Below are 23616 nucleotides of genomic sequence, written 5' to 3'. Positions count from 1 at the left end.
CACATGTCTTGTGATGCTATGACCGCTTTTGACGGATGAGTGACGGAAGAGTTGACGATCACGAGGTGGAGTTGACCGTGCCGGCCAGTACTGCGCCTCAAGCACCGCCCGCGCCGCCCGCGCCCCCGGCCCAGGCCACCACTGAGGCGCCCGCGCGGGAGAACACGCAGCAGCGCAGCCGGGGCGCCGACACCCGGGCCCTGACCCAGGTGCTCTTCGGGCAGCTGAAGGGGCTCACGCCGGGCTCACCGGAGCACGACCGGGTGCGCGCGGCGCTCATCGAGGCGAACCTGCCGCTGGTGCGCTACGCCGCCGCCCGCTTCCGCTCCCGCAACGAGCCGATGGAGGACGTGGTCCAGGTCGGCACGATCGGGCTCATCAACGCCATCGACCGCTTCGACCCCGAACGGGGCGTGCAGTTCCCGACGTTCGCGATGCCGACCGTCGTCGGCGAGATCAAGCGGTACTTCCGCGACAACGTCCGAACAGTGCACGTACCGCGCCGGCTGCACGAGCTGTGGGTGCAGGTCAACAGCGCCACCGAGGACCTGACGACCGCCTTCGGGCGCTCCCCGACCACCGCCGAGATCGCCGAGCGGCTGCGCATCACCGAGGAGGAGGTGCTGTCCTGCATCGAGGCGGGGCGGTCGTACCACGCCACCTCGCTGGAGGCCGCGCAGGAGGGCGACGGGCTGCCCGGCCTGCTCGACCGGCTCGGCTACGAGGACCCCGCCCTCGACGGGGTCGAACACCGCGACCTGGTGCGGCACCTGCTGGTCCAGCTCCCGGAGCGGGAGCAGCGGATCCTGCTGCTGCGCTACTACAGCAATCTGACGCAGTCGCAGATCAGCGCGGAACTCGGCGTCTCGCAGATGCACGTCTCGCGGCTACTGGCGCGCAGTTTCCAGCGGTTGAGGTCCGCCAACCGCATCGAGGCGTAGTCTCGCCACAGCGCGGGAAGCATTCGAAGGCACGAGCGAACGGTCACCGGGGAGAGCGAATCGCTCACCAGGGCCGTTGCGGGCGGAATCGGGCCGAAAGCCCGTCAGACCCCCTGTTTCCAGGGGGAATTCGCGTCTCGGATGTCGACATGTCACTACAGCGCGTTGCCGACATGTGACATTCTGCCGGAGACGCGTTTGCCGGAGCTCCGGCTCCGGTATTCAGGTGAAGGCTGCGTTCCCGTCCCGGGAGCGTGTGCCGTGACCGTCCCGCGACCCAAAGGGGGTGGCATGTCCGCAGACCAGGGCAGCTCGAAGGTGCTCGCGCTCGCGGAGAGCGAGACCGCGCCCGACACGCTCGAGGCGCTCGGCCCCGTCGGCTCCATCGACTCCGTCGGCTCCGTCGACGACGGTCAGGCCGTCGAAGCCGTACCGACCCTCGACGCCGTGCCGGCCCAGGCCCTCGCGGCCCCGGAGGCCATCGACACCCGCACCCTGTCCCGCTCCCTGTTCCTGCGGCTCGCCGCCCTCGACGCGGACAGCCCCGAGCGTGCCTACGTCCGGGACACCCTGATCGAGCTCAACCTCCCGCTGGTGCGCTACGCGGCGGCCCGCTTCCGCTCGCGCAACGAGCCGATGGAGGACATCGTCCAGGTCGGCACCATCGGCCTGATCAAGGCGATCGACCGCTTCGACTGCGAGCGGGGCGTGGAGTTCCCGACCTTCGCGATGCCGACCGTCGTCGGCGAGATCAAGCGGTTCTTCCGGGACACCTCATGGTCGGTGCGCGTCCCGCGCCGGCTCCAGGAGCTGCGCCTGGCCCTGACCAAGGCCAGCGACGAGCTCTCCCAGAAGCTGGACCGCTCCCCGACCGTGGGCGAGCTGGCCGCCGTGCTGGGCGTCTCCGAGGAGGACGTCGTCGACGGCCTCGCGGTGGGTAACGCCTACACCGCCTCCTCGCTGGACTCCCCGGCCCCGGAGGACGACGGCGGCGAGGGCTCGCTCGCGGACCGCCTCGGCTACGAGGACACGGCGCTGGAGGGCGTGGAGTACCGCGAGTCCCTCAAGCCGCTGCTGGCCAAGCTGCCGCCCCGGGAGCGGCGGATCATCATGCTGCGCTTCTTCGCCAACATGACCCAGTCGCAGATCGGCGAGGAGGTCGGCATCTCGCAGATGCACGTCTCACGGCTGCTGACCCGCACCCTGGCGCAGCTGCGCGAGGGACTCATCTCCGACTGACGCCCGGTCCTCGGTCCTCGGCATTCCGGTGACCGCCGCGGCCCCGCAGGGGTGCCGCGGCGGTCACCGTCGCGTATGCGCGCCCGCACCAGGCGCCGGTTGTACTCCGGCTGCGCTCCGGCTGCTGCGACAGGCCTACGCCAGCGCCAGCCAGGCCACGGCCGCGACGACCGCCACGGCGACCACGATGCCGACGATCAGGCCGACGCGGGGGCCGGAGGAGGCGGCGGGGGCCGCCTGCCGGGACTGGGGGGCGTCGTCGACGAACGCGCGGAACATCTGGGTGCTGCCGGCGGGGTCGTGGTTGCCCTGCGGGCCCTGGGTGCCCTGGTTGTTAGCCATGGGCCGAGACACTAGCGAATCCTCGGTGGGGCCCCAAGTGCGGGGCCGCCGAACCCTTTTGGGGTCCCCCACCACCCGCCACCTGCGCGTTTACTTTCGCAATACTTGCCTTTGCCAACTTTTTATGGCCGCATGACCGTTTTTGTTTGCCTGTAGCAACCAACTGCTTCTATGGTTGCCCTAAGCAACGAATGCGGGAGGTGCGCATGGCCGAGAGGGCGCAGTACGAGGAGCTGATCCGACAGTTCAGCGCCTTCGGCGCCGTCAAACGGGAGATGGGCCGCATGCTGCCGGCCGACTGCCCCGGCGGTTCCGCCGCCGTACTGACCCTGCTCGGCCGCCACGGGGACATGCGCATCAGCAAGCTCGCCGAGCTGCTGGCCGTGGACATGTCGGTGACCAGCCGCCACGTCGCGCACATCGCCGACCGGGGCTGGATCGAACGCTCCCCCGACCCCGCGGACAAGCGCTCGCGCATCCTGCGCCTGACGCCCGCGGGCCAGGCCCTGCTCGACGAGCTGTCGGAGCGGACGACCCAGCTGCTGGCCCACCGCCTGAGCGACTGGAGCGACGACGAGGTCGGCCAGCTCACCCGGCTGATGACCAGGCTCAGGGCGAGCTTCGACGACTGCCGGTCCGCACCGGCCCGGCCGCCCGCACCACCCGAGGTCGAACAGACCACCCGTACACCCGCGACCACCACGAAGTAAGCAAAGGAAGTCCATGGCAACGACCACACCAGCCGGTGTGCGGGCTCATGCCAAGCACGGGGGAGGCTCCGCCGGAGACGCTCCGATGTCGCACCGGCAGATCATGGAGGCGCTGTCCGGGCTCTTGCTCGGCATGTTCTGCGCCATCCTGTCCTCGACCATCGTCACCAACGCCCTGCCCGAGATCGTGGGCGACCTCGGTGGCGGCCAGAGTGCCTACACCTGGGTCGTCACCGCGTCGCTGCTGACGATGACCGCCTCCACCCCGCTGTGGGGCAAGCTCGCCGACCTGGTCAGCAAGAAGGCCCTGGTCCAGATAGCCCTCTGCGTCTTCGTCCTCGGCTCCGTCGTGGCCGGCCTGTCGCAGAACGCGGGCATGCTCATCACCGCGCGTGCCATCCAGGGTCTGGGCGCCGGCGGTCTGTCCGCCCTGGCCCAGATCATCATGGCCGCGATGATCTCCCCGCGCGAGCGCGGCCGGTACTCCGGCTACCTCGGCGCCACCTTCGCCGTCGCCACCGTCGGCGGCCCGCTGCTCGGCGGCGTCATCACCGACACCAGCTGGCTCGGCTGGCGCTGGTGCCTCTACGTCGGCGTGCCGTTCGCGATCATCGCGCTGATCGTGCTGCAGAAGACGCTGAACCTGCCGGTGACCAAGCGGAAGGTCAAGGTCGACTGGGCCGGCGCCTTCTTCATCACCGCCGCCGTCTGCCTGCTGCTCGTCTGGGTCACCTTCGCCGACGACAAGTACTCCTGGATGTCCTGGCAGACGGGCGTCATGGTCGGCGGCGCGATCGTGCTGACGCTGATCTTCCTGCTCGTCGAGTCCAAGGCCAGCGAGCCGATCATCCCGCTGCGCCTGTTCCGGAACCGCACCATCACCCTGGCCTCGCTGGCCTCGCTGTTCGTCGGCATCGCGATGTTCGCGGGCACCGTCTACTTCAGCCAGTACTTCCAGCTGGCCCGCGGTGAGTCCCCGACCATGTCGGGCGTCATGACCATCCCGATGATCGGCGGCCTGTTCGTGTCGTCGACCGTCTCCGGTCAGATCATCACCAAGACCGGCAAGTGGAAGGGCTGGCTGCTGGCCGGCGGCGTGCTGCTGACGGCGGGCCTGGGCCTGCTGAGCGGCATGCGCTACGACACCCCGTACTGGCACATCGCGATCTTCATGGCGCTGATGGGTCTCGGCGTCGGCATGATGATGCAGAACCTGGTGCTCTGCACGCAGAACCAGGTGGCTCCGCAGGACCTGGGTGCCGCCTCCTCCGTGGTGACCTTCTTCCGGTCCCTCGGCGGCGCGGTGGGCGTCTCGGTACTCGGCTCGATCATGTCGACCCGGATCAGCCACTACGCCCAGGACACCATCGGGCAGCTCAGCCCGCAGGAGCAGGCGGGCGCCGCCAAGGCCACCGGCGGGGGCATCCCCGACATGGACCTGCTGCCCCCGGGCATCCGCGAGTGGCTGGAGGCCGCCTACGGGCACGGCATCGCCGACATCTTCCTGTACGTCGCGCCGATCGCCGCCCTCGGCTTCATCGTGACCCTCTTCATCAAGGAGGTCCCGCTGCGTACGTCGGGCGCCCTCGCCCAGGCCGCGGAGGCCACCGCCGAGACCGCCTCCCCGGCGGCTCCGGCTCCGGCCGAGGCCACCCGGGTCGCCGCCGAGCCGGTTCCGGCCGGTGTGGTCGCCGCCCCGTCCGTCGCCGACTCCGGCACGCAGCCCGCGGCCACGCAGCGGCTCGCCGCCGTCGCCACCGCGGCCGGCTCCGGTGAGCCCCCGGCGCCCGTCTCCGGCGGCATCGCGGTCCGCGGCTTCGTCCGCGGCGCCGAGTCCGCACCGGTCCCGCAGGCCGCGGTCACGCTGATCTCGCTGGGCGGCCGGCAGCTGGGCCGCTCGGTCGCCCAGGCCGACGGTTCCTACGCCGTGGACGCGCCGGGCGCGGGCTCGTACGTCCTGATCGCCTCCGCCGACGGTTTCCAGCCGCAGGCGTCGACGATCGTCGTGAACGACGAGCCGGTCGCCTACGACATCCTGCTCAGCGGCACCAGCGGGCTCACCGGCCTGGTGCGCGCCGTGGAGAGCGGGCTGCCGGTCAAGGACGCCATGGTGATCGTGACCGACGTCCGCGGTGACCTGCTGGCCACCGCCGCCACCGGTGAGGCGGGCGACTTCGCCTTCACCGAGCTGGTGCCGGGCACGGTGACCGTCGCGGTCAACGCCGCCGGCCACCGTCCGCGCGCCCTGCCCCTGGAGGTGGGCGGCACGGGTGTCACCCGCGTCGAGATCGACCTCCAGGCCGGTGCGCAGGTCCAGGGCGTCGTGCGGGCTCCGCACGGTCCGCTGGCCGACGCCCGCGTCACGCTGGTCGACGCGGCCGGCAACGTGGTCGGCACGGCCACCACCGGCGCGGACGGGGCGTACGCCTTCACCGACCTGGACGCCGGTGAGTACACCGTGATCGCGACCGGCTACCCGCCGGTGGCGACGTCCCTGACGGTCGCCGGCCCGGGTGCCGACGGCCACGACATCGAACTCGCCCACCCCGGCGAGTAGCGAGTCCCCGGCCCGTGGTGGCGTGCGCGCTCTGAGCGGAGGTGCGCCCGCCCACCACGGGCCGGCTTCTTTACGACCACTTTCTGAGCCTTTGCAGGGAGAAAACGGGATGGGACTGACCGCGAGGATCCGAACGCGGGACGGATGGGCCGTGTCGCACGCGGTCGTCACGGTGACCGACATGACCGGCACGCAGGTGCTGCGCGCCGAGGCGGACACCGAGGGCACCGTGCGGGACACCACCGCGCTGGCGCCGGGGGCGTACACCGTGATCGTCACCGCCGTCGGCTACGCGCCGGCCGCGTCCAGCGCGATCGTCACCGCCGGCGGCCGGGCCGAGGTCGGCACCGTGACGCTGGCCCGCCAGGGCGGCAGCGAGCTGCCGCCGCCGGGGCCGTGGACCATCGACCCGGCGCACTCCAGCGTCGCCGCGGTCGCCCAGCACCTGGGCATCTCCAGCGTGCACGGCCGGTTCACGGAGTTCGCCGGCACGGTCGAGATCGCGCCGGACGACGTGACCAAGTCCAGGGTCGAGGCGGTGATCCGGGCGGCCTCCGTCGACACCGGCAACGGCATGCGCGACACCCACCTGCGCTCCGCCGACTTCCTGGACACCGAGCGGTACCCGGAGATCACCTACCGCTCCACCGGCGTCACCGAGGCCGGCCCCGACCGCTGGACCGTCCACGGCGAGCTGGGCCTGCACGGCGTGGTCCGCCCGGTCGACCTGGACCTGGCCTACCTCGGCACCGGCGCCGACCCGTGGGGCGGCACCCGGGCGGCGTTCCGCGCCACCACGGAGCTGCGGCGCGAGGACTTCGCCATGAACTACAACCAGGTCCTCCAGGCCGGCATCGCCGCCATCGGCACGACCCTCAGGGTCGAGCTGGACATCCAGGCGGTCCAGGGGGAGTCACTGCCGGCCGCGTGAGGCGCCGCCGGACGCCTGGGCCACCAGCTCGCCGCACAGGTCCCGGAGCTTGATGTTCCGGTGTTGCGAGGCACGGCGCAGCCGCGCCAGGGCCCGGTGGGCGTCGATGCGCTCCCGGGCCATGAGGATGCCGACCGCCTGGTCGATGACGCTGCGGGAGAGCAGCGCGGTGCGCACGTCGGCCGCCGAGGCCCGCTGCCGCTCCAGGCGCAGGGCCTCGTTCACCGCGTCGGCGGCCCGCTCCGCGAAGGCGCGGGCCGCTTCGCGTCCCTCGGCCAGCGAGTCGGGCTCCATGCCGTAGAAGTTGAGCGCGGCACCCGTCTCGCCCTCGACGGCCATCGGCAGCGCCAGCACACAGCGCACGCCGGTGGCCAGCGCGTACTCGGTGTACGACGGCCAGCGGGTCTCCGTGGCCAGGTCGGGGGAGTAGCGGGGGCTCTCCGTCTCGGCGGCGTCCACGCACGGCCCCGAGCCGTTCTCGTACTGCCGGAGATCGAGGCCGCTGGGCAGCCCGGAACTCCCCGCCAGCGTCAGCAGCCGGTCGGCGCGGCGCACGGTGACCGAGCAGGCCACGGCGCCGGGGACCTGGCCGACGGCGCGGTCGGTCAGGTCGCGCAGCAGGGTGTCGAGACCCTGGCTGCGGGCTATCGCCTGGTCGAGCGTGTCAGAGGTCTCCGAGGTCATGCACGTACGGATATCCCGTCAGCGTTCCGTCACGCCTCGGCCGCCCGCGCCGCCTGTCGCGTCGACGATGCGGCGGGCGAGGTCGCGCAGCTTCACGTTCTCCCGCTGGGAGGCCTTCACCAGGGAGTCGAAGGCGCCGGCCGCGTCGATGTCCAGTCTCTCCATGAGGATGCCGGTGGCCTGGCCGATCAGGTCCCGGGTGCGCATGGCCTCGGTGAGCTGCTCCCGCACGGTCGCCGAGTCCAGGGCGAGGGAGACGTGCGCGGTGAACAGGCGGCCGATGCGGGTGGCGTCCTCGTCGAAGGCCTGCGGTTTACGGGCGTAGGCCGTCAGCACGGTCAGGCGGCGCCGGTCGGCGCGCAGCCGCAGCGACAGGGCCGAACGCAGGCCGAGACCGGAGAGGGCGTTGCCGCCGCCGTCCGCCTCGCTGTCGTCCGTCCGGACCACGGGGGTGGTCCACAGGCGGTCCCAGTCCGGGTGCGGCTCGCGGCCCCCGTGCCGGGAGTCGGCGTCGAAGCGTACGGCCTCGTCGGTCCAGGCGAGGGTGCGCAGCCGGCCGCGCTGGATCTCCGAGATGCCGGCGTGCTCGGCGCCGGGCAGCAGGCGCACCGCCAGCTGGACCGCGGCGCTCAGGGTGTCGTCCGGGGTGCCCGTTCCATGCAGCTGCCGGGCCGCCGACGTCAGGGTCTCGGCCAGCTCGAAGCCCACCGGAAAACGCGGCAAATCAGTAAATTCGGACGCAGCCACCACGAACCTCTTCGGCGTGCACGACCCGGTGGCCGTGCGCAGGAGAGCTCCGCAGCACATTCCTGACTGCGAGCACAGGACGGACAGCACTCTAGCTGCTCGGTTGCGCTCCGGTGACGCCCGGTCGACGGACCGAGCAGGCGCCTTCCCCATCCTCGCGACGGCGTGATGGAATGGGGCACGGGTCAGGAAGCGGCCTTCCCGGAAGCCGGACGGACGTCTGCAGGTGAGTGCCGTGACCTTCCAACCCCGACCTTGCGAGCCGTGTGATCCACCCGGCTGCGCCGTACTCGCGCTGCCCCCCGACATCGACTTCTGCAACGCCACGGGGCTGCTCCCCCTGATCATGACCGCCGTGGAACACCACTCGGCCGGCCTGCGCGTCCTCGTCCTGGACCTGACGGCGACCCGCTTCATGGACTCCCAGGGCGTCCGCCTCCTCGACGAGGTGCGCCGCCGCCTGCCCGGCAGCGCCCGGCTGCGAGTGGTGGCCGCCCCGAAGGGCGTGCCCAGCCGGGTCCTGGAGCTGTCCGGGCTGCGCCGGGACGTGCCGGTGTACGACAACCTCGCGGAGGCGCTGCGCCAGGAGAGCGGTGCGGCGAGCGGGCCCGGAAGCGGGAGCACGGCCTAGAGGGGACAGCGTGTGACAGCCTCTAGGGTGACCGCATGGCACCGAACATCGCGACGAACACCCGCGTCTCCCTCGACGAGTTGCTGGACTTCGTACGCCCCCGGCACCGGGCGATCCTGCTGACCCGCCGGGCCGACGGCAGCCCGCAGGGGTCGCCGCTGACCTGCGGGGTCGACGACTCGGGCCGGATCGTGGTCTCGACGTACCCCGAACGGGCCAAGACCCGCAACGCGCATCGCGATCCGCGGGTCAGCGTCATCGTGCTCAGCGACGAGTGGAACGGCCCCTGGGTCCAGATCGACGGCACGGCGGAGGTCGTCGACAGCCCCGAATCGGTCGAGCCGCTCGTGGAGTACTACCGCAACATCGCAGGCGAGCATCCCGACTGGGACGAGTACCGGCGGGCCATGGTGGCACAGGGCAAGTCGATCATCCGGGTGACGCCGGAGAAGTGGGGACCGGTGGCCACGGGGGGCTTCCCGGCGCGGCTGGCGTCGGACGGCTGACGTCCGGGGCGGGTCAGCCCCGTTCGACCATCGCCTCGACGCCCGCGACCAGCAGGTCCAGCGCGAACTCGAAGTCCCGGTCCAGCATCTCGGCGACCGTCTCACCGCCGCGGGCCGACATGATCGCCCGGGACTCCGCGATGACGTCCGGGGCGGTGTCCGGCGACTCGGCCACCGCGTTCATGGAGTCCTGGAAGTACTCGTCCGGGCTCATTCCGGTGTCGGCCGCGCGGGCGAAGAGGTGGCCCTCGATGGTGCCGTAGCCGTACACGAACTGGAAGACGGCCGAGATCGCCCCGGTCAGCCGGTGCGCGGGCAGTCCGCTGCGCCGCATCACGCCCTGCACCGCGCGGGAGAACTCCATCGAGTGCGGACCGATGTTGAGGTAGGTGCCGACCAGCTGGGACATCCACGGGTGGCGCACCAGCAGTGACCGGTTGTCCCGGGCCAGTGCGCGCAGCTGCTCGCGCCAGTCCCCCTCGGCCTCCGGGTCGAGGGGGCGCAGCTCGCCGAAGACCGCGTCCAGGGCGAGTTCGAGCAGTTCGTCCTTGGTGTCGACGTACCAGTAGACGGACATGGCGGTGACGTTCAGCTCGGCGGCCAGGCGGCGCATGGAGAACTTGGCCAGCCCCTCGGCGTCCAGCAGCCGCACCGTGACCTCGGTGATCCGCTCCCGGTCCAGCCCCGACGGCTGACCGCCACGCCGCCCGCCACGCCGGCCTTCGCCCACCAGCCACACACTGGCCCGCGCTCCCCGACCCGCCTTCGCCATACGCACCTACCTCGCTCACCGATGCCGGTCATGCTAGGCGCCCCTTCCAGGGGCGCGGGACAGCGTCAATGTACGGCTCCGCCGTGCGGGCGCGACCAGCCACGACGAAGCCCGCAGCCGCGCGAACACTCCCACCCCCGAGCTTTCAGGCGCCCGCCCGTTCCGCCCTCCGCAACAACACCGACGCCACCGCCCCGCCGGCCAGCACGGCCACCGCCCCCACCAACTGACTGCTCTCCAACCCGGAGGAGAACGCGTCGACGACCCGCTCCCGCTCCGCCTCCCCCTCCGCCGAGGCCAGCGCCGCGGGCAACGACGCCGCCGCGACCGGCACCAGCGCCGCGAACCGCGAGTTCAGCACCGCGCCCAGCACGGCCACGCCCAGCCCGTTGCCGAACTCCGCGAGCGTCCCGTTGATCCCCGCGCCGACGCCCGCCTTGGCCGGCGGGATCGAGCTCATGATGGCGTGCGCCATGGCCGGGTTGCCGAGCGCGCACCCCACGCCGATCAGCAGCAGCCCCAGCAGCGTGCCCGGATAGCCGACGCCGGTCAGCGTGGCGATGGCCACCAGGCCCGCCGACATCAGCACCATGCTCAGCATGACCGCCACCGGCGTACCCAGCTTGACCAGCCACTTGGCCGCGATCCCGGAGAAGTTCAGGACCACCACCGTCGCCGCCAGCGGCGCGGTCGCCAGCCCCGCCTCCAGCGGGTCGTACCCGAGCACGAACTGCAGGTGCTGGGTGAGCAGGAACAGCGCGCCGCCCATACCGAAGGTGATCAGCATCAGCCCGGCGACCGCGCCCGTGAACCGCTGGTTGCGGAAGAAGGCCAGGTCGAGCATGGGATACGGGATGCGGCTCTCCCAGTACGCGAAGAGCGCGAGCACCCCCACCGCGACGGCCGCCGTGGCCAGGACCCGGCCGGAGGTCCAGCCGTGCTCGGGGCCGGAGATGATCGCGTAGACCAGCGCCGCCATGCCGATCGTGGAGAGCAGGGCACCCGGCAGGTCGGGACGGTCGCCCTGCCGGTTCTTCGACTCCGGGACCAGGGTCACGACCGCGACCAGGCCCAGCGCCACGACCGGCAGGTTGATCAGGAAGATCGCGCCCCACCAGAAGTGGTCCAGCATGAAACCGCCGATCAGCGGCCCGCAGGCGAAGCCCAGCGCGCTCACCGCGCTCCAGATGCCGATCGCCTTGGGGTGCTCCTCGGGCGCGAAGATCTGCATGACCACGGCCAGGGTGGTGGTCAGCAGCAGCGCGCCGCCGACGCCCATCCCGGCGCGGGCCGCGATCAGCTGGCCGGTGCTGTCCGCGAGGCCCGCCGCCAGTGAGCCCAGACCGAACAGTGCCAGGCCCGCGGTCAGCATCTTCTTGCGGCCGTAGCGGTCGGCGGCGCTGCCCGCGGTGAGCAGCAGGCCGGACTGCACCAGTGAGTAGGCGTTGATCATCCACTGGATGTCGGAGGTGGCCGCGCCCAACTCGTCGGTGAGTGAGGGGATGGCCACGTTCAGCACGGTGTTGTCCAGCACCACGGTCAGCTGGGCGAGGCTGATGACACCGAGGATCAGCCAGCGCTGCGGGTGGCCCTGGACGGCGGGCGCGGTCGGCGCCCGGCCGGGTTCCTGTTCCTGTTCGGGGGAGGACGTCGTCATGCTGTACAGCGTATAGGGCTTCCTATACGCTGTACAGCTGAGCAATTCGTCGTCCGATCAGGCGGTCGGTCGGGTCAGGTCGTAGAAGGTGGCCGAACCGACCGTGACCTCCTCGAAGTTGGCCTCGACCCAGGACGCGATCTGCGACGAGGTGCCGGAGTCGCCGCCCATGTCTCCTCCCGTTCCGCCGGCGATGAAGTAGTGGATCCTGGCGTCCGCGACGTACTCCTTGAACCGGTCGAGGGTCGGCGACGGGTCCGTGCCGTTGAAGCCGCCGATCGCCATCACGGGCTCACCGGTGGCGAGCTGGTAGCTCGCGGCGTTCTGGGAGCCGACCGCGGCGGCCGCCCAGGTGTAGTCGTCGGCGTCGGTCTCCAGCAGCTTCTTCGCCTCGGTGCCGACCTGGGCGCCGTTGAGCAGGCCGCCCATGCCCATGCCGCCGCCTCCGCCCGCGCCGGCCTCGCCGGTCCGGCCGTTCTGGCCACCGGGGTCTGGCTGACCGCCGGGGGCTGCCTGGCCGTTCGGGGGCGTCTGGCCGTTCGGGGGCGTCTGACCGTTCGGGGCCGTCTGGCCGTTCGGGGCCGTCTGGCCGTTCTGGCCCGGTGCGCCTCCGGGGAAGCCGCCGCCACCCGGACCACCGCCCCGGCCACCGCCACCCCCACCGCCCGGAGGTCCCCCGCCGCCCATCACGCTCGCGCCGGACGGACCGGCCGTGACGATGGAGCCGCTGTGTCCCTCCCGCACGGTGCTCAGCGTGTACGCCGTCGGCGCGGCCAGCGACGCCACGATCCCCAGCCCCGCCGCCGCGAGCGCCGCCCGCCGCCCCAGCCGCCCGGCGAAGACCAGCCCGAGCGCGGCGGCCAGGCCTGTGACGAGGACCAGCCACTTCAGCCACGGCAGGTAGTCGGGCGTGCGGTCGAGGAGCACATACCCCCAGGCCGCGGTCGCCGTGGCCGCGGCGGCCAGCGCGAGGGACGCCCAGGCCCGCTCCCGCCGCTCCCACAGCGTGGCCGCGCCCATGCCGACCACCGCGGCGAGGTACGGCGCGAGGGCGACCGTGTAGTACTGGTGGAAGATGCCCGCCATGTAGCTGAAGACGGCCGTGGTCGTCAGCAGCGAGCCGCCCCAGACCAGGAGGGACGCGCGGGCGGCGTCGGTACGGCCGCCGCGGCGCAGCGCGACCAGCGCCGCGGCCAGCAGGATCAGGGCCGCCGGGAGCAGCCAGGAGATCTGGCCGCCGATCTCGGAGTTGAACATCCGGTCCCAGCCGGTCTCGCCCCACTGTCCGCCGCTGCCGCCGCCGGGGCCACCGCCGCCGCCGACGCTGCCGGTCTCCTCGCCGTTGAGCCGGCCCAGGCCGTTGTAGCCGAAGGTCAGCTCCAGGAAACTGTTGTTCTGCGAGCCGCCGACGTACGGGCGGGACGACGCGGGCCACAGCTCCACGACCGCCACCCACCAGCCGCCGGAGACGACGATCGCGAGGGTGGCGAGCGCGAGCTGCCCGAGCCGCTTCCCCGGCCGCACCGGCGCGCAGACGCCGTAGACGAGGGCGAGGGCGGGCAGGATGAGGAACGCCTGGAGGGTCTTCGTCAGGAAGGCGAGGCCGATCGCGACGCCGGCCCACACCAGCCACTTGGTCCGGCCGTCCTCCAGCGCGCGGACGACGAGGTAGCAGGCCACGGACATCAGCAGCGCGAGCAGCGCGTCCGGGTTGTTGAAGCGGAACATCAGCGCGGCGACGGGCGTCAGGGCCAGCACCGCACCGGCGATCAGCCCGGCCGCGGGGCCGGACCGGCGGCGCACGGCCGCGTACACGACGGCGACCGTCGCGACGCCCATCAGCACCTCGGGGACGAGGATCGCCCAGGAGCCGAGCCCGAAGATCCGGACCGCCAGCGCCATCGGCCACAGCGCGGCCGGCGGCTTGTCGACGGTGATGGCGTTGGCCGCGTCGAGCGAACCGAAGAAGAACGCCTTCCAGGACTGGCTGCCCGCCTGCACGGCCGCCGAGTAGAAGGAGTTGGCGTAGCCGGAGGCGCTCAGGTCGTACAGGTACAGCACCGCGGTGGCGAGCAGCAGGCCGAGGAAGGCCGGGCGCACCCATCGGGGGTCTTCGGGGCGGCCTCTCCACAGGCCCCTCCACCGGCCCTTACACAGGTACCGCCACGGGCCCCGCCGCAGGCCGTGGTGGGTCGTCATCGTCCGTCCCTCAGGTCGGTTCCGTCCCCCGGCTCGGTCGCCGACCGCGTCGAGTCCGCGAACACCCAGGCGCGCAAGAGCAGGAAGCGCAGCACGGTGGCCGCGAGGTTGGCGGCGATCAGCACCGCCAGTTCCGTGGAGTGGCCGGGGTCCGCGGTCGCCGCGTTCAGGGCGGCGAGCGAACCGCTGGTCAATACGAGACCGATGCCGAACACCACCAGCCCCTGCGCCTGGTGCCGCACCGCACCGCCCCGCCCCCGCACGCCGAAGGTCAGCCGCCGGTTGGCGGCGGTGTTGGCGACCGCCGAGACCAGCAGGGCGAGCGCGTTGGCGAGCTGCGCACCGGCGAAGAGGCGGAAGCCGCTGTAGAGCAGCAGGTAGAAGAGTGTGGACAGGGCGCCGACGACGCAGAAGCCGACGAGCTGCCGGGCCAGGCCCTGCGGTACGCCGGTCAGCTCCCGGTCACGCGGGTCGTCGCCGAACGGCCGGGCCAGCCGGTCCAGCGGCAGCGAACCGGTGGCCAGGGCCTTGCCGACCCGCCACACGCCCTTGAGGTCGTCGGTCGCCGTCCGCACGATGTGCACGGTCGAGTCGGGGTCGTCGACCCAGTCGACCGGCACTTCGTGGATGCGGCACCCGGCGCGCTCGGCGAGCACCAGCATCTCGGTGTCGAAGAACCAGCCGGTGTCCTCCACCAGCGGCAGCAGCACCTGGGCGACGTCCCGGCGGATCGCCTTGAAGCCGCACTGGGCGTCGGAGAAGCGGGCCTGGAGGGAGCCGCGCAGGATGAGGTTGTAGGAGCGGGAGACGAACTCCCGCTTGGCGCCGCGCACCACGCGTGAGCTGCGGGCGAGGCGGGAGCCGATCGCCAGGTCCGAGTGACCGGAGATCAGCGGCGCCACCAGCGGCAGCAGGGCGTTCAGGTCGGTGGACAGGTCGACGTCCATGTAGGCGAGGACGGGGGCGTCCGAGGCCGACCAGACGGTGCGCAGGGCCCGGCCCCGCCCCTTCCGCTCCAGGCGGCGGGCCGTGACCTCGGGCAGCTCCGCCGCGAGCCGGGCGGCCACGTGCGCGGTGTCGTCGGTGGAGGCGTTGTCCGCGACCGTGATGCGGAAGCCGTACGGGAAGGTCCGCGTGAGGTGGTCGTGCAGCCTCAGGACGCACGGCCGGAGGTCTTTCTCCTCGTTGTGGACGGGGACCACTACGTCCAGGACAGGCGTAGCGGCTCCTGCGGCCGGGAGATGCTCCCGCGCCGGCAGGGAGCCGGGAGAAGAGTCGGTTCGCATGGGACCGACACTTCTCAACTCCCCTGTCGCACCCGTGTGGTGACGCTGTGCTGTGCCTGTGAGTGCGCCGGCGTGCTCTCCAGGGCCGGCAGGCGCAGGGTGAAGACGGTCCGTCCGGGCACGCTGTCGACGGTCACGGCGCCACCGTGCGCGGCCGCCACGGCCTGCACGATGGCGAGCCCGAGGCCCGTCGAGCCGGTGGCGCGGGAGCGGGCCGAGTCGCCGCGCGCGAACCTCTCGAAGACGTGCGGCAGCAGCCCGGCCGGTATCCCCGGCCCGTTGTCCTCCACGTCCGCGCACAGCCACGCCCCGTCGCGCCGCACGCGCGCGGTGACGGTGGTGCCGGGCGGGGTGTGGTTGCGGGCGTTGGCCAGCAGGTTGACCAGCACTTGCTGGAGCCGGGCGGCGTCCGCCGAGACGGTCGCCGGTTCGTCGGGCAGGTCGAGGCGCCAGTTGTGGTCGAGCCCGGCCGCGCGGGCGTCGCTGACGGTGTCCACGACGAGCGGTACGAGGTCGGTCCGCCCGAACTCCAGCGGCCGTCCGGCGTCCAGGCGGGCGAGCAGCAGCAGGTCCTCGACCAGCCCGGTCATCCGCCCGGCCTCGGACTCGATGCGGCCCAGTGCGTGCCGGGTGTCGGGGCCGACCCGCTCCCCTCCCCGGCGGGTGAGTTCGGCGTACCCGCGGATCGAGGCGAGCGGCGTGCGCAGCTCGTGGCTCGCGTCGGCGACGAACTGCCGTACCCGCGTCTCGCTGGCCTGGCGGGCGTGCAGCGCACCGTGCACGTGGTTGAGCATCCGGTTGAGCGCGGCCCCGACCCGGCCGACCTCGGTGTGCGGGTCGCACTCGGACTCCGGGACGCGTTCGGTGAGGTTCACCTCGCCCGCGTGCAGGGGGAGTTCGGAGACGCGGGTGGCGGTGGCGGCGACCCTGCGCAGGGGGCGGGTGGCGACACCGACGATGACGGTACCGGCGAGACAGGCGGCGACGAGTCCGGCGGCGGTGACGCTGGCCTCGACGATGACCAGGGTGTTGACGGTGCCGGTGACCTCGGAGGTGGGGACGGCGGCGTAGTAGCCGTCCCTGTACTCCACGCGGTAGTCGCCGAGGTCGCCGATCTCGACGGTGTGCGTCTTCCCGTCCCGGGGTGCGGAGGCAAGCGCGGCGCGTTCCGCGTCGGTGAGGGCTACCGAACTGATACCGCTGAAGTCGGTGCTGTCGTCGTCCTTCTCGCCGTACTTGGCGTCGACGACGACACCGCCTTGGACCTCGGCGACGATCGTGCCGAGCGGCTGCGGCCCGCGGGTGACGAACTCGTCCAGGTCCATCCGCCGCGGGCCGTCGCCGCCGGGCTGGAGGTCACCGGGTCCGGCGTCGCCGGGCGGGCCGAAGCCGGACACCCGCATCGCGACCTCGCCCAGCTGCTTGTCCAGCTGGTCGTACAGGTGCGACCGCAGCGCCACCGTCGTCACCGTGCCGATCACCGCGCACACCACCGCGATCAGCGCCACGGACGCGACGACGAGCCGCGTCCGCAAGGTCCGCGGACGCGGTCGCCGCCGTCCGCTCATGCCACCGCGGGCTTGATCAGGTAGCCGGCTCCGCGCCGGGTGTGGATCATCGGCTCGCGTCCGGCGTCGATCTTCCGGCGCAGGTAGGAGATGTACAGCTCGACGACGTTGGCCTGCCCGCCGAAGTCGTACGACCACACCCGGTCCAGGATCTGCGCCTTGCTCAGCACGCGCCGCGGGTTGCGCATCAGGAAGCGCAGCAGTTCGAACTCGGTGGCGGTGAGGTGGATGCCGTCGCCGCCCCGCGTCACCTCGTGACTGTCCTCGTCGAGGGTGAGGTCGCCGACGACCAGGACGGACTCGGAGCGCCGGTCGGCGGCACCGGTGCGCCGGATCAGTCCACGCAGCCGGGCGACGACCTCCTCCAGGCTGAACGGCTTGGTGACGTAGTCGTCCCCGCCCGCGGTCAGCCCGGCGATGCGGTCCTCGACCGCGTCCTTGGCGGTGAGGAACAGCACCGGCACGTCCGGCAGGTCGCGGCGCAGCCGCCCCAGCGCGCTCAGCCCGTCCATGTCGGGCAGCATCATGTCCAGCACGACCGCGTCGGGCCGGAAGTCGCGCGCGGCCTGGACGGCGCCGTGGCCGTCGCCCGCGCTGCGGATCTGCCAGCCCTCGTAGCGCAGGGCCATGGAGAGCAGTTCGGTGATGGACAGCTCGTCGTCCACTACAAGCACCCGGACGGGGCTCCCGTCCGGCCTCAGCAGTTCGGTGCGCCCCTGGGGCGAGGTCGTGGTCATACCGGACACCTTGGCGGTGCGCTCTGAGAGCACTCTTTCGCCAAGCTGTGATTTTCCTGAGAAACCCACAGGGGCCTCCCAGGCACCGCCCGGCCGGAGCGACCGGTCGCCGTCAGTGCCCGGGCAGCCCGAACAGCCGGGCCCCGTTGTCGTGGCACACGCCCCGCAGCCACGCGTCGCCGAGGTCCAGCCGCTCCAGTGCGCGCAGCTGGTGCAGGTAGGGGTAGGGGATGTTGGGGAAGTCCGTGCCGAGGAGGACGCGGTCGCCGAGGCCGGCCAGCCGGGGCAGCGCCCGCCGGGGGAAGGGGGCGAGCCGCTCGCTGAAGTCGGTGAACGCCATGGTGGTGTCCAGCCGCACCTCGCCGTACCGCTCGGCGAGGTCCAGGAAGTCCTCGTACTCGGGCATCCCCATGTGCGCGACGATCAGCCGCAGCCGGGGGTGTCGGGCCAGTACGCGGGCGATCGGTTCGGGCCCGGTGTGCTTGCCGGGCGCCGGCCCGGACCCGCAGTGGATCACGACCGGCACCCCCGCCTCGGCGAGCAGCCCCCACGCGCCGTCGAGCAGCTCGTCGGCCGGGTCGTAGGCGCCGACCTGGACGTGCGCCTTGAAGACCCGCGCCCCCGCCTCGACCGCCTCGCGGACGTACGCCTCGACACCGGGCTCCGGGAAGAGGGTGGAGGTGTGCAGGCAGTCGGGGGTCCGGCGGGCGAAGTCCACCGCCCAGCCGTTCAGCCACCGGGCCATGCCCGCCTTGTGCGGGTAGAGCATGGCGGTGAAGGACCGCACGCCGAACTCCCGCAGCAGCGCCGTCCGTTCGTCCTCCTCCCTCCGATAGGTGATCGGCCACTCGACGCCGCCGGTCAGCGGCCCGAGGGAGTCGAAGTAGCCCCACACCTTGCGCAGCACGCGCTCGGGCATGAAGTGCGTGTGCACGTCGACCAGCCCGGGCAGCCCGAGCCCCTCCCAGAACCGGCGGACCTGTCCGGCCTCGTGATCACTCATGGGGCCACGATCCCGCCCGGCCCGCCCCCGGAACAAGGGGCCGGATCAAGAGGCCGGGACAAGAGGCCGGGACAAGAGGCCGGGACAAGGGGTCAGAACAGCCCGTCCTGCACCCCGGCCGCCGCGCCCCTGAACTCCCGCACGGGCACGGCACACGGCTCACCCCCGGCCGGCACCAACTCCCACCCGGTCATCAGCCGCGAGTCGAGCACGATCACCCCCCGCTCCGTCGCCAGATGCAGATCGGGCCCCGCGACGGCCACCAGCCCGCCCCCGATCGCACCGCCCGCCACCAGTTCGGCCACCTCCCCCACGGCGCCCGGGCCCTCGGCCCCGCCCTCCGCGACGCCGAAGGCGGCCGCATGGTCCACGCCCCGGAACGGCGCCGGCGTCAGCGACTGAGGCCAGCCGCCCAGCGCCACCGCCCGCGCGTGCAGCTCCGCGATCTCGGCCGCCCGCTCCCCCTCCGACCCGGGCAGCCCGGACCGCACCGCACGCTTGTGTGCGTAGGGAACGCGGTCGGGCACCCCCAGCGCGGCCCGCAGCAGCTCCTCCGTCCGCCGTGCGGCCATCAGCGGGCCGTGGCCCAGCCAGCTGAAGCAGACGGCACCCTGCTCCAGCAGCCGGGCGGCCCCCCGCTCGTACGCGGTGATCCCGACCTTGACGAGGCCCGGCCCGAACCACGCCAGGTAGACGCGGTACGGCCGCGGATCGTCCGCGATGGTGTCGGCGGCCACGGAGTGCGCCCGGTCCAGCCGCGCGCACTCCTCGCACCGCGCCCCCGTGCTCCGTCCCGGCACGCCGGCCCGCACCGGGCACGCGTGCCCCCGTGCCCCCACGCATGTCCGCTCACCCCCCTCGACGACCCCGAAGGCCACCCTCCTGCCCCGGACCAGCGCACTGCGCCGTCCCCCGACCCACGTCAGCACGGGACCGTCCGCCGCCCACCGCAGCCCCGAGCACTTCCACGTCTGTGCCATCCCCGCCGAGCGTAGACGGCACCACTGACAACGCCACCGGCAGCGACGAGGCGGGCACTGACCAGAAGACAGTGCCCGCCTCGACGTACGGTATGAGCATGATGGGAAGCGACCCGACGTGTCCGGAACGCCTGGTCATGGAGCACGTCACCAGCCGCTGGGGCACCCTGGCCCTGATCGCCCTGCTGGACCACCCTTACCGCTTCAGCGAACTGCGCCGGGAGATCGGCCGGGTCAGCGAGAAGATGCTGGCGCAGACCCTGCGGACCCTGGAGCGCGACGGCCTGGTCCACCGGGACGCCAAGCCGGTGATCCCGCCCCGCGTGGACTACTCCCTCACGGACCTCGGCCGGGAGGCCGCCGAACAGGTCCGGGGCCTCGCCCGCTGGACGGAGCGGCGGATGGCGGCGGTGGAACGGGCCCGCGAGGCGTACGACGCCGCCGGCCGGGCCTGACCCGCCACCGCCCTCCGCCTCACTGCTGGAGGACCGCCTTCATGACGTCCCGGGCGATGGGCGCGCCGAGACGTCCACCGGAGATGTCCGATCGGGAGATGTCCATGTCGGTCGGGTCGATGAAGACGGCGACGGCGACGGAGGACCCGTCGTCCTTCTTGCCGTAGGAGACGAACCAGCCGTAGGGCACCTTCTCGTCCACGTCGACACCGCGCTGCGCGGTACCCGTCTTGCCGCCGACCGTGATGCCCTCGATCAGGGCGCGCTTGGCGCTGCCCTCCTTGGCGGTGAACTCCATCATCTGCTGGACCTTCTGCGCGGTCTCGGCGGAGACCGCCTCGCTCATCACCGCGGGCTCGGTCTTCTCCAGCGTGTCGAGGTCCGGGCCCTTGACCTCGTCGACGATGTAGGGCTGCATCAGCTTGCCGTCGTTGGCCAGCGCGGCGGTGACCATGGCCATCTGCATCGGCGTGCTGGTGAGGCTGCCCTGTCCCATGCCGGTGAGCGCGGTGCCCGGCAGGTCGAGGTCCTCGGGGTAGAGGCTCTTGGTGGCGAGCAGGTCGCCGAAGTCGTCGGAGTAGACGTCCTCGTTGAAGCCGAACTTCTCGGCCGTCTCCCGCATCTTCTCCGGCCCCAGTTTGGCCGCGGCGTCGAGGAAGACGTTGTTGCACGACCACTGCATCGCGACCTTCATCGAGGCCTTGTTGCAGACCGCGTCACCGGCCTCACTGCCGATCTTGGTGCTGGACTGCGGCAGCTTGTACGGCGACTCGGCGTCCGTGCGCGCGTTGATGTCGGTGACCACCTCGTGCTCCAGCGCGGCGGCCGCGGTGAGGATCTTGAAGGTGGAGCCCGGCGGGTAGGTCTCGCGCAGCGCGCGGTTGGCGAGCGGCTTGCGCTTGTCCTTGGTGAGCGCGACGAAGCGGTCCGACTCCTTGAAGGTGCCGCCCGAGAACGTGGACGGGTCGTAGGAGGGCGCCGACACCAGCGCCAGCACCTTGCCGGTGCTCGGGTCGAGCGCGACCACGGCTCCCCGGGCGCCCTCCAGCTTGGTCAGCCCGTCCCAGGCGGCCTTCTGCGCCTTCGGGTCGATGGTGGTGACCACCGAGCCGGCCCGGCGGCCCTCCCCGCTGACGACGTCGGCGAACCGCTGGAACGCCAGCCGGTCGTCCTTGCCGGTCAGGATGCCGTCGTACGTCTTCTCCAGCAGCGTCATGCCCTGGGCCTGCGACGCGTACCCCGTCACCGGCGCGTACATCGGCCCGTTGGCGTAGGTGCGCTTGTACTTGAGGTCGCCCTCGGTCTCGGTGGAGCCCGTGATGGCCCGCCCGCCGACGATGATGTCGCCGCGCGGGGTGGAGAACTGCTCGATCTGCACCCGTCGGTTCTTGGTGTCGGAGGCGAGCTCCGGCGCCCGGACGTACTGCAGCCAGTTCGCGCGGATCAGCAGGCCGAGCACCAGCAGCCCGCAGAAGATCGCCACGGCCCTCAGCGGCTTGTTCACCGGATGCCTCCGTCGAGGCTCGGCCGGGTGGCGGTCGGCCTGTCGGATATGGAGACGCGTCGTCGCAACATGGGCACACCCTAGACACAGTCACGGGCCGTCTTCACCGGGCGGTGCGACCTTGCGACGCGTCTGCGACAGACCTGTGCCGCGGTATTGCCCGGCACGGAAGGCCCTGTTGATCATAAACTCATCACACATTCAGGCCGACCCCCACACTCTCGGCGGCCGGCCCCCACCGTCTCTCCCCCATGAAGGGCCCATTTGTGAGACTCCGTCGTTCCCTGTCCGTGGCCGCCGCGGTCGCGGTCGCCACTCCCGTCGTACTGCTCACCGCCGCTCCGGCGTTCGCCGCCGGGACACCCGCGGCGCAGACGCAGAACCAGCCCACGTACGCGGAGTTGGAGAAGGCCGCCGCGGACGCGGCCAAGGAGTACGAGGACGCCGTCGCCGCCGAGAAGGAGGGGAGGAAGACGGTCGACGCCACCATGGCGGCGCTGGATTCCGAGACCCACCCGCTCAAGGCGGCCGCGATCACCGCGAAGAAGACGGCCAAGGACGCGGCCGACGCCGAGGCGGCCGCCGAGAAGGCCGTCACGGACGCGCGGGCCGCGGTCGAGGCGGCCGGGACCGACGCCGAGAAGGCCGAGGCGCAGCAGGCCCTGGAGGCCGCCGAGACCGACCTGGCGGAGGCCGTCGAGGCCAGGCAGGAGGCCGACGCCGCCGCCGAGGCGGCCCAGACCGCGCTGGACGACGCCCGGGTGGCGGCGGTACGCGCGTACGGGAAGCTCCAGACGGCCCTGGAAAAGGCCCTCGAGGCCAAGGAGGCCGCCGAGGAAGCGCTCGGCACCGCGAAGGAATGCGTCCGAGAGAACGGACTGACCGCACGCGCGGTGGGGTTGCCGTCCAAGGTCGTCGCCGGCACCACCGTCGACTTCACCCTGCGCGTGACCAACGGGTCCGAGCGCACGCTGGACGTGGACCCCCTGGCCTTCGTGCACGTGGAAGGCGAGGACAGCGGCGCGAAGAGCACGCTGAAGGTCAAGTGGTCCGACGGCTCCGGCTGGAAGGCCCTGGGCGGCAACCGGCCCGAGCACATCGCCCCCGTCGACACCATGAAGCCCGGCGAGCACAGCGACGTGAAGCTGCGGATGAAGGTCGCCTCCGGTGCCGGGGCCGCCGACGCCTTCGCCCTGTTCGCCGCCGACGCCTCCAGCGCGTACAAGCCCTGCGTCCGGGGCCCGATGAACCGCTACGACTTCGAACTCCTGCCCGCGGACAGCGACCCCGGCCCGGTGGACGAGGCCGACCCCGGCAAGCCCGACAAGGACGACGACAAGCGACCGGCCACCGGTACGGGCACGGGCACCTCCCCCCAGGGCGGCACCCCGGAGCAGACGACGCAGACGGTGCGCACGTCGGCCACCGGCACCGGCGGCACCCTCGCCCAGACCGGCACGTCCCCCGCACTGGCGCCGCTCGGCATCGCGAGCGCCGTCGCCGTGGCACTCGGCGCCGGCACGGTCGTCGCCGTACGCCGCCGCAGGGCCGCGGACAACGCCTGACGCGGGACACCGAACAGGTCCGCCCGGCCCGGGCGGACCTGCTCCAAGGGAGGCGAAGGAAAGAGGAACACCCCCGAAGGCACAGCCCGAAGGCACAACGACAGAGGCCTCGGATTTCTCCGGGGCCTCTGTCTCATGTGCACTCGGCAGGATTCGAACCTGCAACCTTCTGATCCGTAGTCAGATGCTCTATCCGTTAAGCTACGAGTGCTTGTCTTTTCAGTTCTACCGTCGCTCCCGGCCCTTTCGGCCCGCTCGCGGCGACAGGAAGAACATTACATGACTGCCGCCGTCATGTGAAATCCATTGACCGCACCCCTTGTGACCTGCGAAAACACCGAAGCCCCGGCCAAGTGGGCCGGGGCTTCGGTGATCGGTGCGGAGGCGGAGGGATTTGAACCCTCGATGGGGGGTAAGCCCCAAACCGCATTAGCAGTGCGGCGCCATAGACCGGACTAGGCGACGCCTCCAGACAACATCACCGTCTCGCGTGCGAGCGCGAGCGGTGCGTGCCGATGATGACACAGTTGAGCGCGCTGTCACCAATCGACCCCTACGGTACTAGGCGGGCGGGCCGCAGGGCAAAGCCTTACGGCGTGGTC

General features: G+C 72.0%; 21 protein-coding genes and 2 tRNA genes. 9 read left to right on the top strand and 14 right to left on the bottom strand.

Features of this window, described 5'->3' with window-relative positions; all coding sequences use genetic code 11:
• Positions 1–35 precede the first annotated feature (35 nt).
• Positions 36–941 carry an RNA polymerase sigma factor SigF gene (locus tag KUM03_RS14875; RefSeq protein WP_217248644.1) on the top strand — a complete coding sequence of 302 codons (906 nt, stop codon included), beginning with the start codon at positions 36–38 and terminating at the stop codon, positions 939–941.
• Between the two features lie 291 nt (positions 942–1232).
• Complete coding sequence (locus KUM03_RS14870) at positions 1233–2180, top strand: RNA polymerase sigma factor SigF (RefSeq protein WP_217248642.1); 948 nt, start codon at positions 1233–1235, stop codon at positions 2178–2180.
• Positions 2181–2315: 135 nt separating this feature from the next.
• Here the strand turns inward: KUM03_RS14870 and KUM03_RS14865 are convergent, their stop codons facing one another.
• Positions 2316–2522 carry a hypothetical protein gene (locus KUM03_RS14865; RefSeq protein WP_217248640.1) on the bottom strand — a complete coding sequence of 69 codons (207 nt, stop codon included), beginning with the start codon at positions 2520–2522 and terminating at the stop codon, positions 2316–2318.
• 206 nt (positions 2523–2728) lie between these two features.
• On the opposite strand from KUM03_RS14865, the gene KUM03_RS14860 reads away from it, so the two are divergent.
• From KUM03_RS14860 to KUM03_RS14850, 3 genes are all read left to right on the top strand, one after another.
• Complete coding sequence (locus KUM03_RS14860; RefSeq protein WP_217248633.1) at positions 2729–3232, top strand: MarR family winged helix-turn-helix transcriptional regulator; 504 nt, start codon at positions 2729–2731, stop codon at positions 3230–3232.
• Between the two features lie 13 nt (positions 3233–3245).
• On the top strand, positions 3246–5789 hold the full coding sequence (locus tag KUM03_RS14855) for an MFS transporter (RefSeq protein WP_217248626.1): 2544 nt from the start codon (positions 3246–3248) through the stop codon (positions 5787–5789).
• A 109-nt stretch (positions 5790–5898) separates the two neighbouring features.
• Positions 5899–6720 carry a YceI family protein gene (locus tag KUM03_RS14850; protein WP_217248624.1) on the top strand — a complete coding sequence of 274 codons (822 nt, stop codon included), beginning with the start codon at positions 5899–5901 and terminating at the stop codon, positions 6718–6720.
• Here KUM03_RS14850 and KUM03_RS14845 read toward each other — a convergent pair.
• Positions 6703–7404, bottom strand: a complete 702-nt coding sequence (locus KUM03_RS14845) for a GAF and ANTAR domain-containing protein (RefSeq protein WP_217248614.1) — start codon at positions 7402–7404, stop codon at positions 6703–6705. The genes KUM03_RS14850 and KUM03_RS14845 overlap by 18 nt on opposite strands.
• An 18-nt stretch (positions 7405–7422) precedes the next feature.
• The gene (locus KUM03_RS14840) at positions 7423–8127 is read right to left on the bottom strand and encodes an ANTAR domain-containing protein (protein ID WP_254399359.1); all 705 of its coding nucleotides are present in this window, start codon (positions 8125–8127) and stop codon (positions 7423–7425) included.
• 259 nt (positions 8128–8386) lie between these two features.
• On the opposite strand from KUM03_RS14840, the gene KUM03_RS14835 reads away from it, so the two are divergent.
• Both KUM03_RS14835 and KUM03_RS14830 read left to right on the top strand, forming a co-directional pair.
• A complete protein-coding gene (locus KUM03_RS14835) occupies positions 8387–8782 on the top strand; it encodes an STAS domain-containing protein (protein WP_217248611.1) in 396 nt (131 codons plus the stop codon).
• 35 nt (positions 8783–8817) lie between these two features.
• Complete coding sequence (locus KUM03_RS14830; RefSeq protein WP_217248609.1) at positions 8818–9288, top strand: PPOX class F420-dependent oxidoreductase; 471 nt, start codon at positions 8818–8820, stop codon at positions 9286–9288.
• A gap of 13 nt (positions 9289–9301) precedes the next feature.
• On the opposite strand, the gene KUM03_RS14825 is transcribed toward KUM03_RS14830, so the two are convergent.
• The 8 genes from KUM03_RS14825 to KUM03_RS14790 all read right to left on the bottom strand — a co-directional run bounded on the left by KUM03_RS14825 (position 9302) and on the right by KUM03_RS14790 (position 19490).
• Positions 9302–10060: a TetR/AcrR family transcriptional regulator gene (locus tag KUM03_RS14825; protein ID WP_217248606.1), complete on the bottom strand. Its 759-nt coding sequence runs from the start codon at positions 10058–10060 to the stop codon at positions 9302–9304.
• A gap of 145 nt (positions 10061–10205) precedes the next feature.
• Entirely contained in the window at positions 10206–11717 is a 1512-nt protein-coding gene (locus tag KUM03_RS14820) for an MFS transporter (RefSeq protein ID WP_217248604.1), read from the bottom strand.
• Positions 11718–11774: 57 nt separating this feature from the next.
• Entirely contained in the window at positions 11775–13916 is a 2142-nt protein-coding gene (locus KUM03_RS14815) for a glycosyltransferase family 39 protein (RefSeq protein ID WP_217248601.1), read from the bottom strand.
• Complete coding sequence (locus KUM03_RS14810; RefSeq protein ID WP_217248598.1) at positions 13913–15202, bottom strand: bifunctional glycosyltransferase family 2/GtrA family protein; 1290 nt, start codon at positions 15200–15202, stop codon at positions 13913–13915. The genes KUM03_RS14815 and KUM03_RS14810 overlap by 4 nt, the downstream gene beginning before the upstream one ends.
• A gap of 14 nt (positions 15203–15216) precedes the next feature.
• Positions 15217–16770, bottom strand: coding sequence for a HAMP domain-containing sensor histidine kinase (locus KUM03_RS14805; protein ID WP_217248594.1), 1554 nt, complete (start codon positions 16768–16770; stop codon positions 15217–15219).
• Positions 16767–17507, bottom strand: a complete 741-nt coding sequence (locus KUM03_RS14800; RefSeq protein WP_217248592.1) for a response regulator transcription factor — start codon at positions 17505–17507, stop codon at positions 16767–16769. Before KUM03_RS14800 ends, KUM03_RS14805 begins: the two co-directional genes overlap by 4 nt.
• Before the next feature lie 112 nt (positions 17508–17619).
• Positions 17620–18510, bottom strand: a complete 891-nt coding sequence (locus tag KUM03_RS14795; RefSeq protein ID WP_217248589.1) for an amidohydrolase family protein — start codon at positions 18508–18510, stop codon at positions 17620–17622.
• Positions 18511–18602: 92 nt separating this feature from the next.
• Positions 18603–19490, bottom strand: a complete 888-nt coding sequence (locus KUM03_RS14790) for a DUF2797 domain-containing protein (RefSeq protein ID WP_217248577.1) — start codon at positions 19488–19490, stop codon at positions 18603–18605.
• A 92-nt stretch (positions 19491–19582) separates the two neighbouring features.
• Here KUM03_RS14790 and KUM03_RS14785 point away from each other — a divergent pair, with 92 nt between their 5' ends.
• Positions 19583–19945, top strand: a complete 363-nt coding sequence (locus KUM03_RS14785; protein ID WP_217248574.1) for a helix-turn-helix domain-containing protein — start codon at positions 19583–19585, stop codon at positions 19943–19945.
• Between the two features lie 19 nt (positions 19946–19964).
• Here KUM03_RS14785 and KUM03_RS14780 read toward each other — a convergent pair whose 3' ends face one another.
• The gene (locus KUM03_RS14780) at positions 19965–21449 is read right to left on the bottom strand and encodes a penicillin-binding protein 2 (protein WP_217248572.1); all 1485 of its coding nucleotides are present in this window, start codon (positions 21447–21449) and stop codon (positions 19965–19967) included.
• Positions 21450–21715: 266 nt separating this feature from the next.
• Between KUM03_RS14780 and KUM03_RS14775 the strand changes: the two genes are divergently transcribed.
• Positions 21716–23014 (top strand): hypothetical protein, encoded by a 1299-nt coding sequence (locus KUM03_RS14775; protein WP_308406320.1) that lies wholly within the window; start codon positions 21716–21718, stop codon positions 23012–23014.
• Positions 23015–23152: 138 nt separating this feature from the next.
• Here the strand turns inward: KUM03_RS14775 and KUM03_RS14770 are convergent.
• Both KUM03_RS14770 and KUM03_RS14765 read right to left on the bottom strand, forming a co-directional pair.
• A tRNA-Arg gene (locus KUM03_RS14770) sits at positions 23153–23225 on the bottom strand.
• 168 nt (positions 23226–23393) lie between these two features.
• Positions 23394–23484, bottom strand: a tRNA-Ser gene (locus tag KUM03_RS14765).
• Positions 23485–23616: the final 132 nt, after the last annotated feature.

Source organism: Streptomyces sp. AC602_WCS936 (assembly GCF_019049125.1).
Taxonomy (GTDB): Bacteria; Actinomycetota; Actinomycetes; order Streptomycetales; family Streptomycetaceae; genus Streptomyces.
The sequence above is the reverse complement of the archived record's forward strand: the minus strand, read 5'-3'. Positions and strand labels throughout refer to the sequence as shown.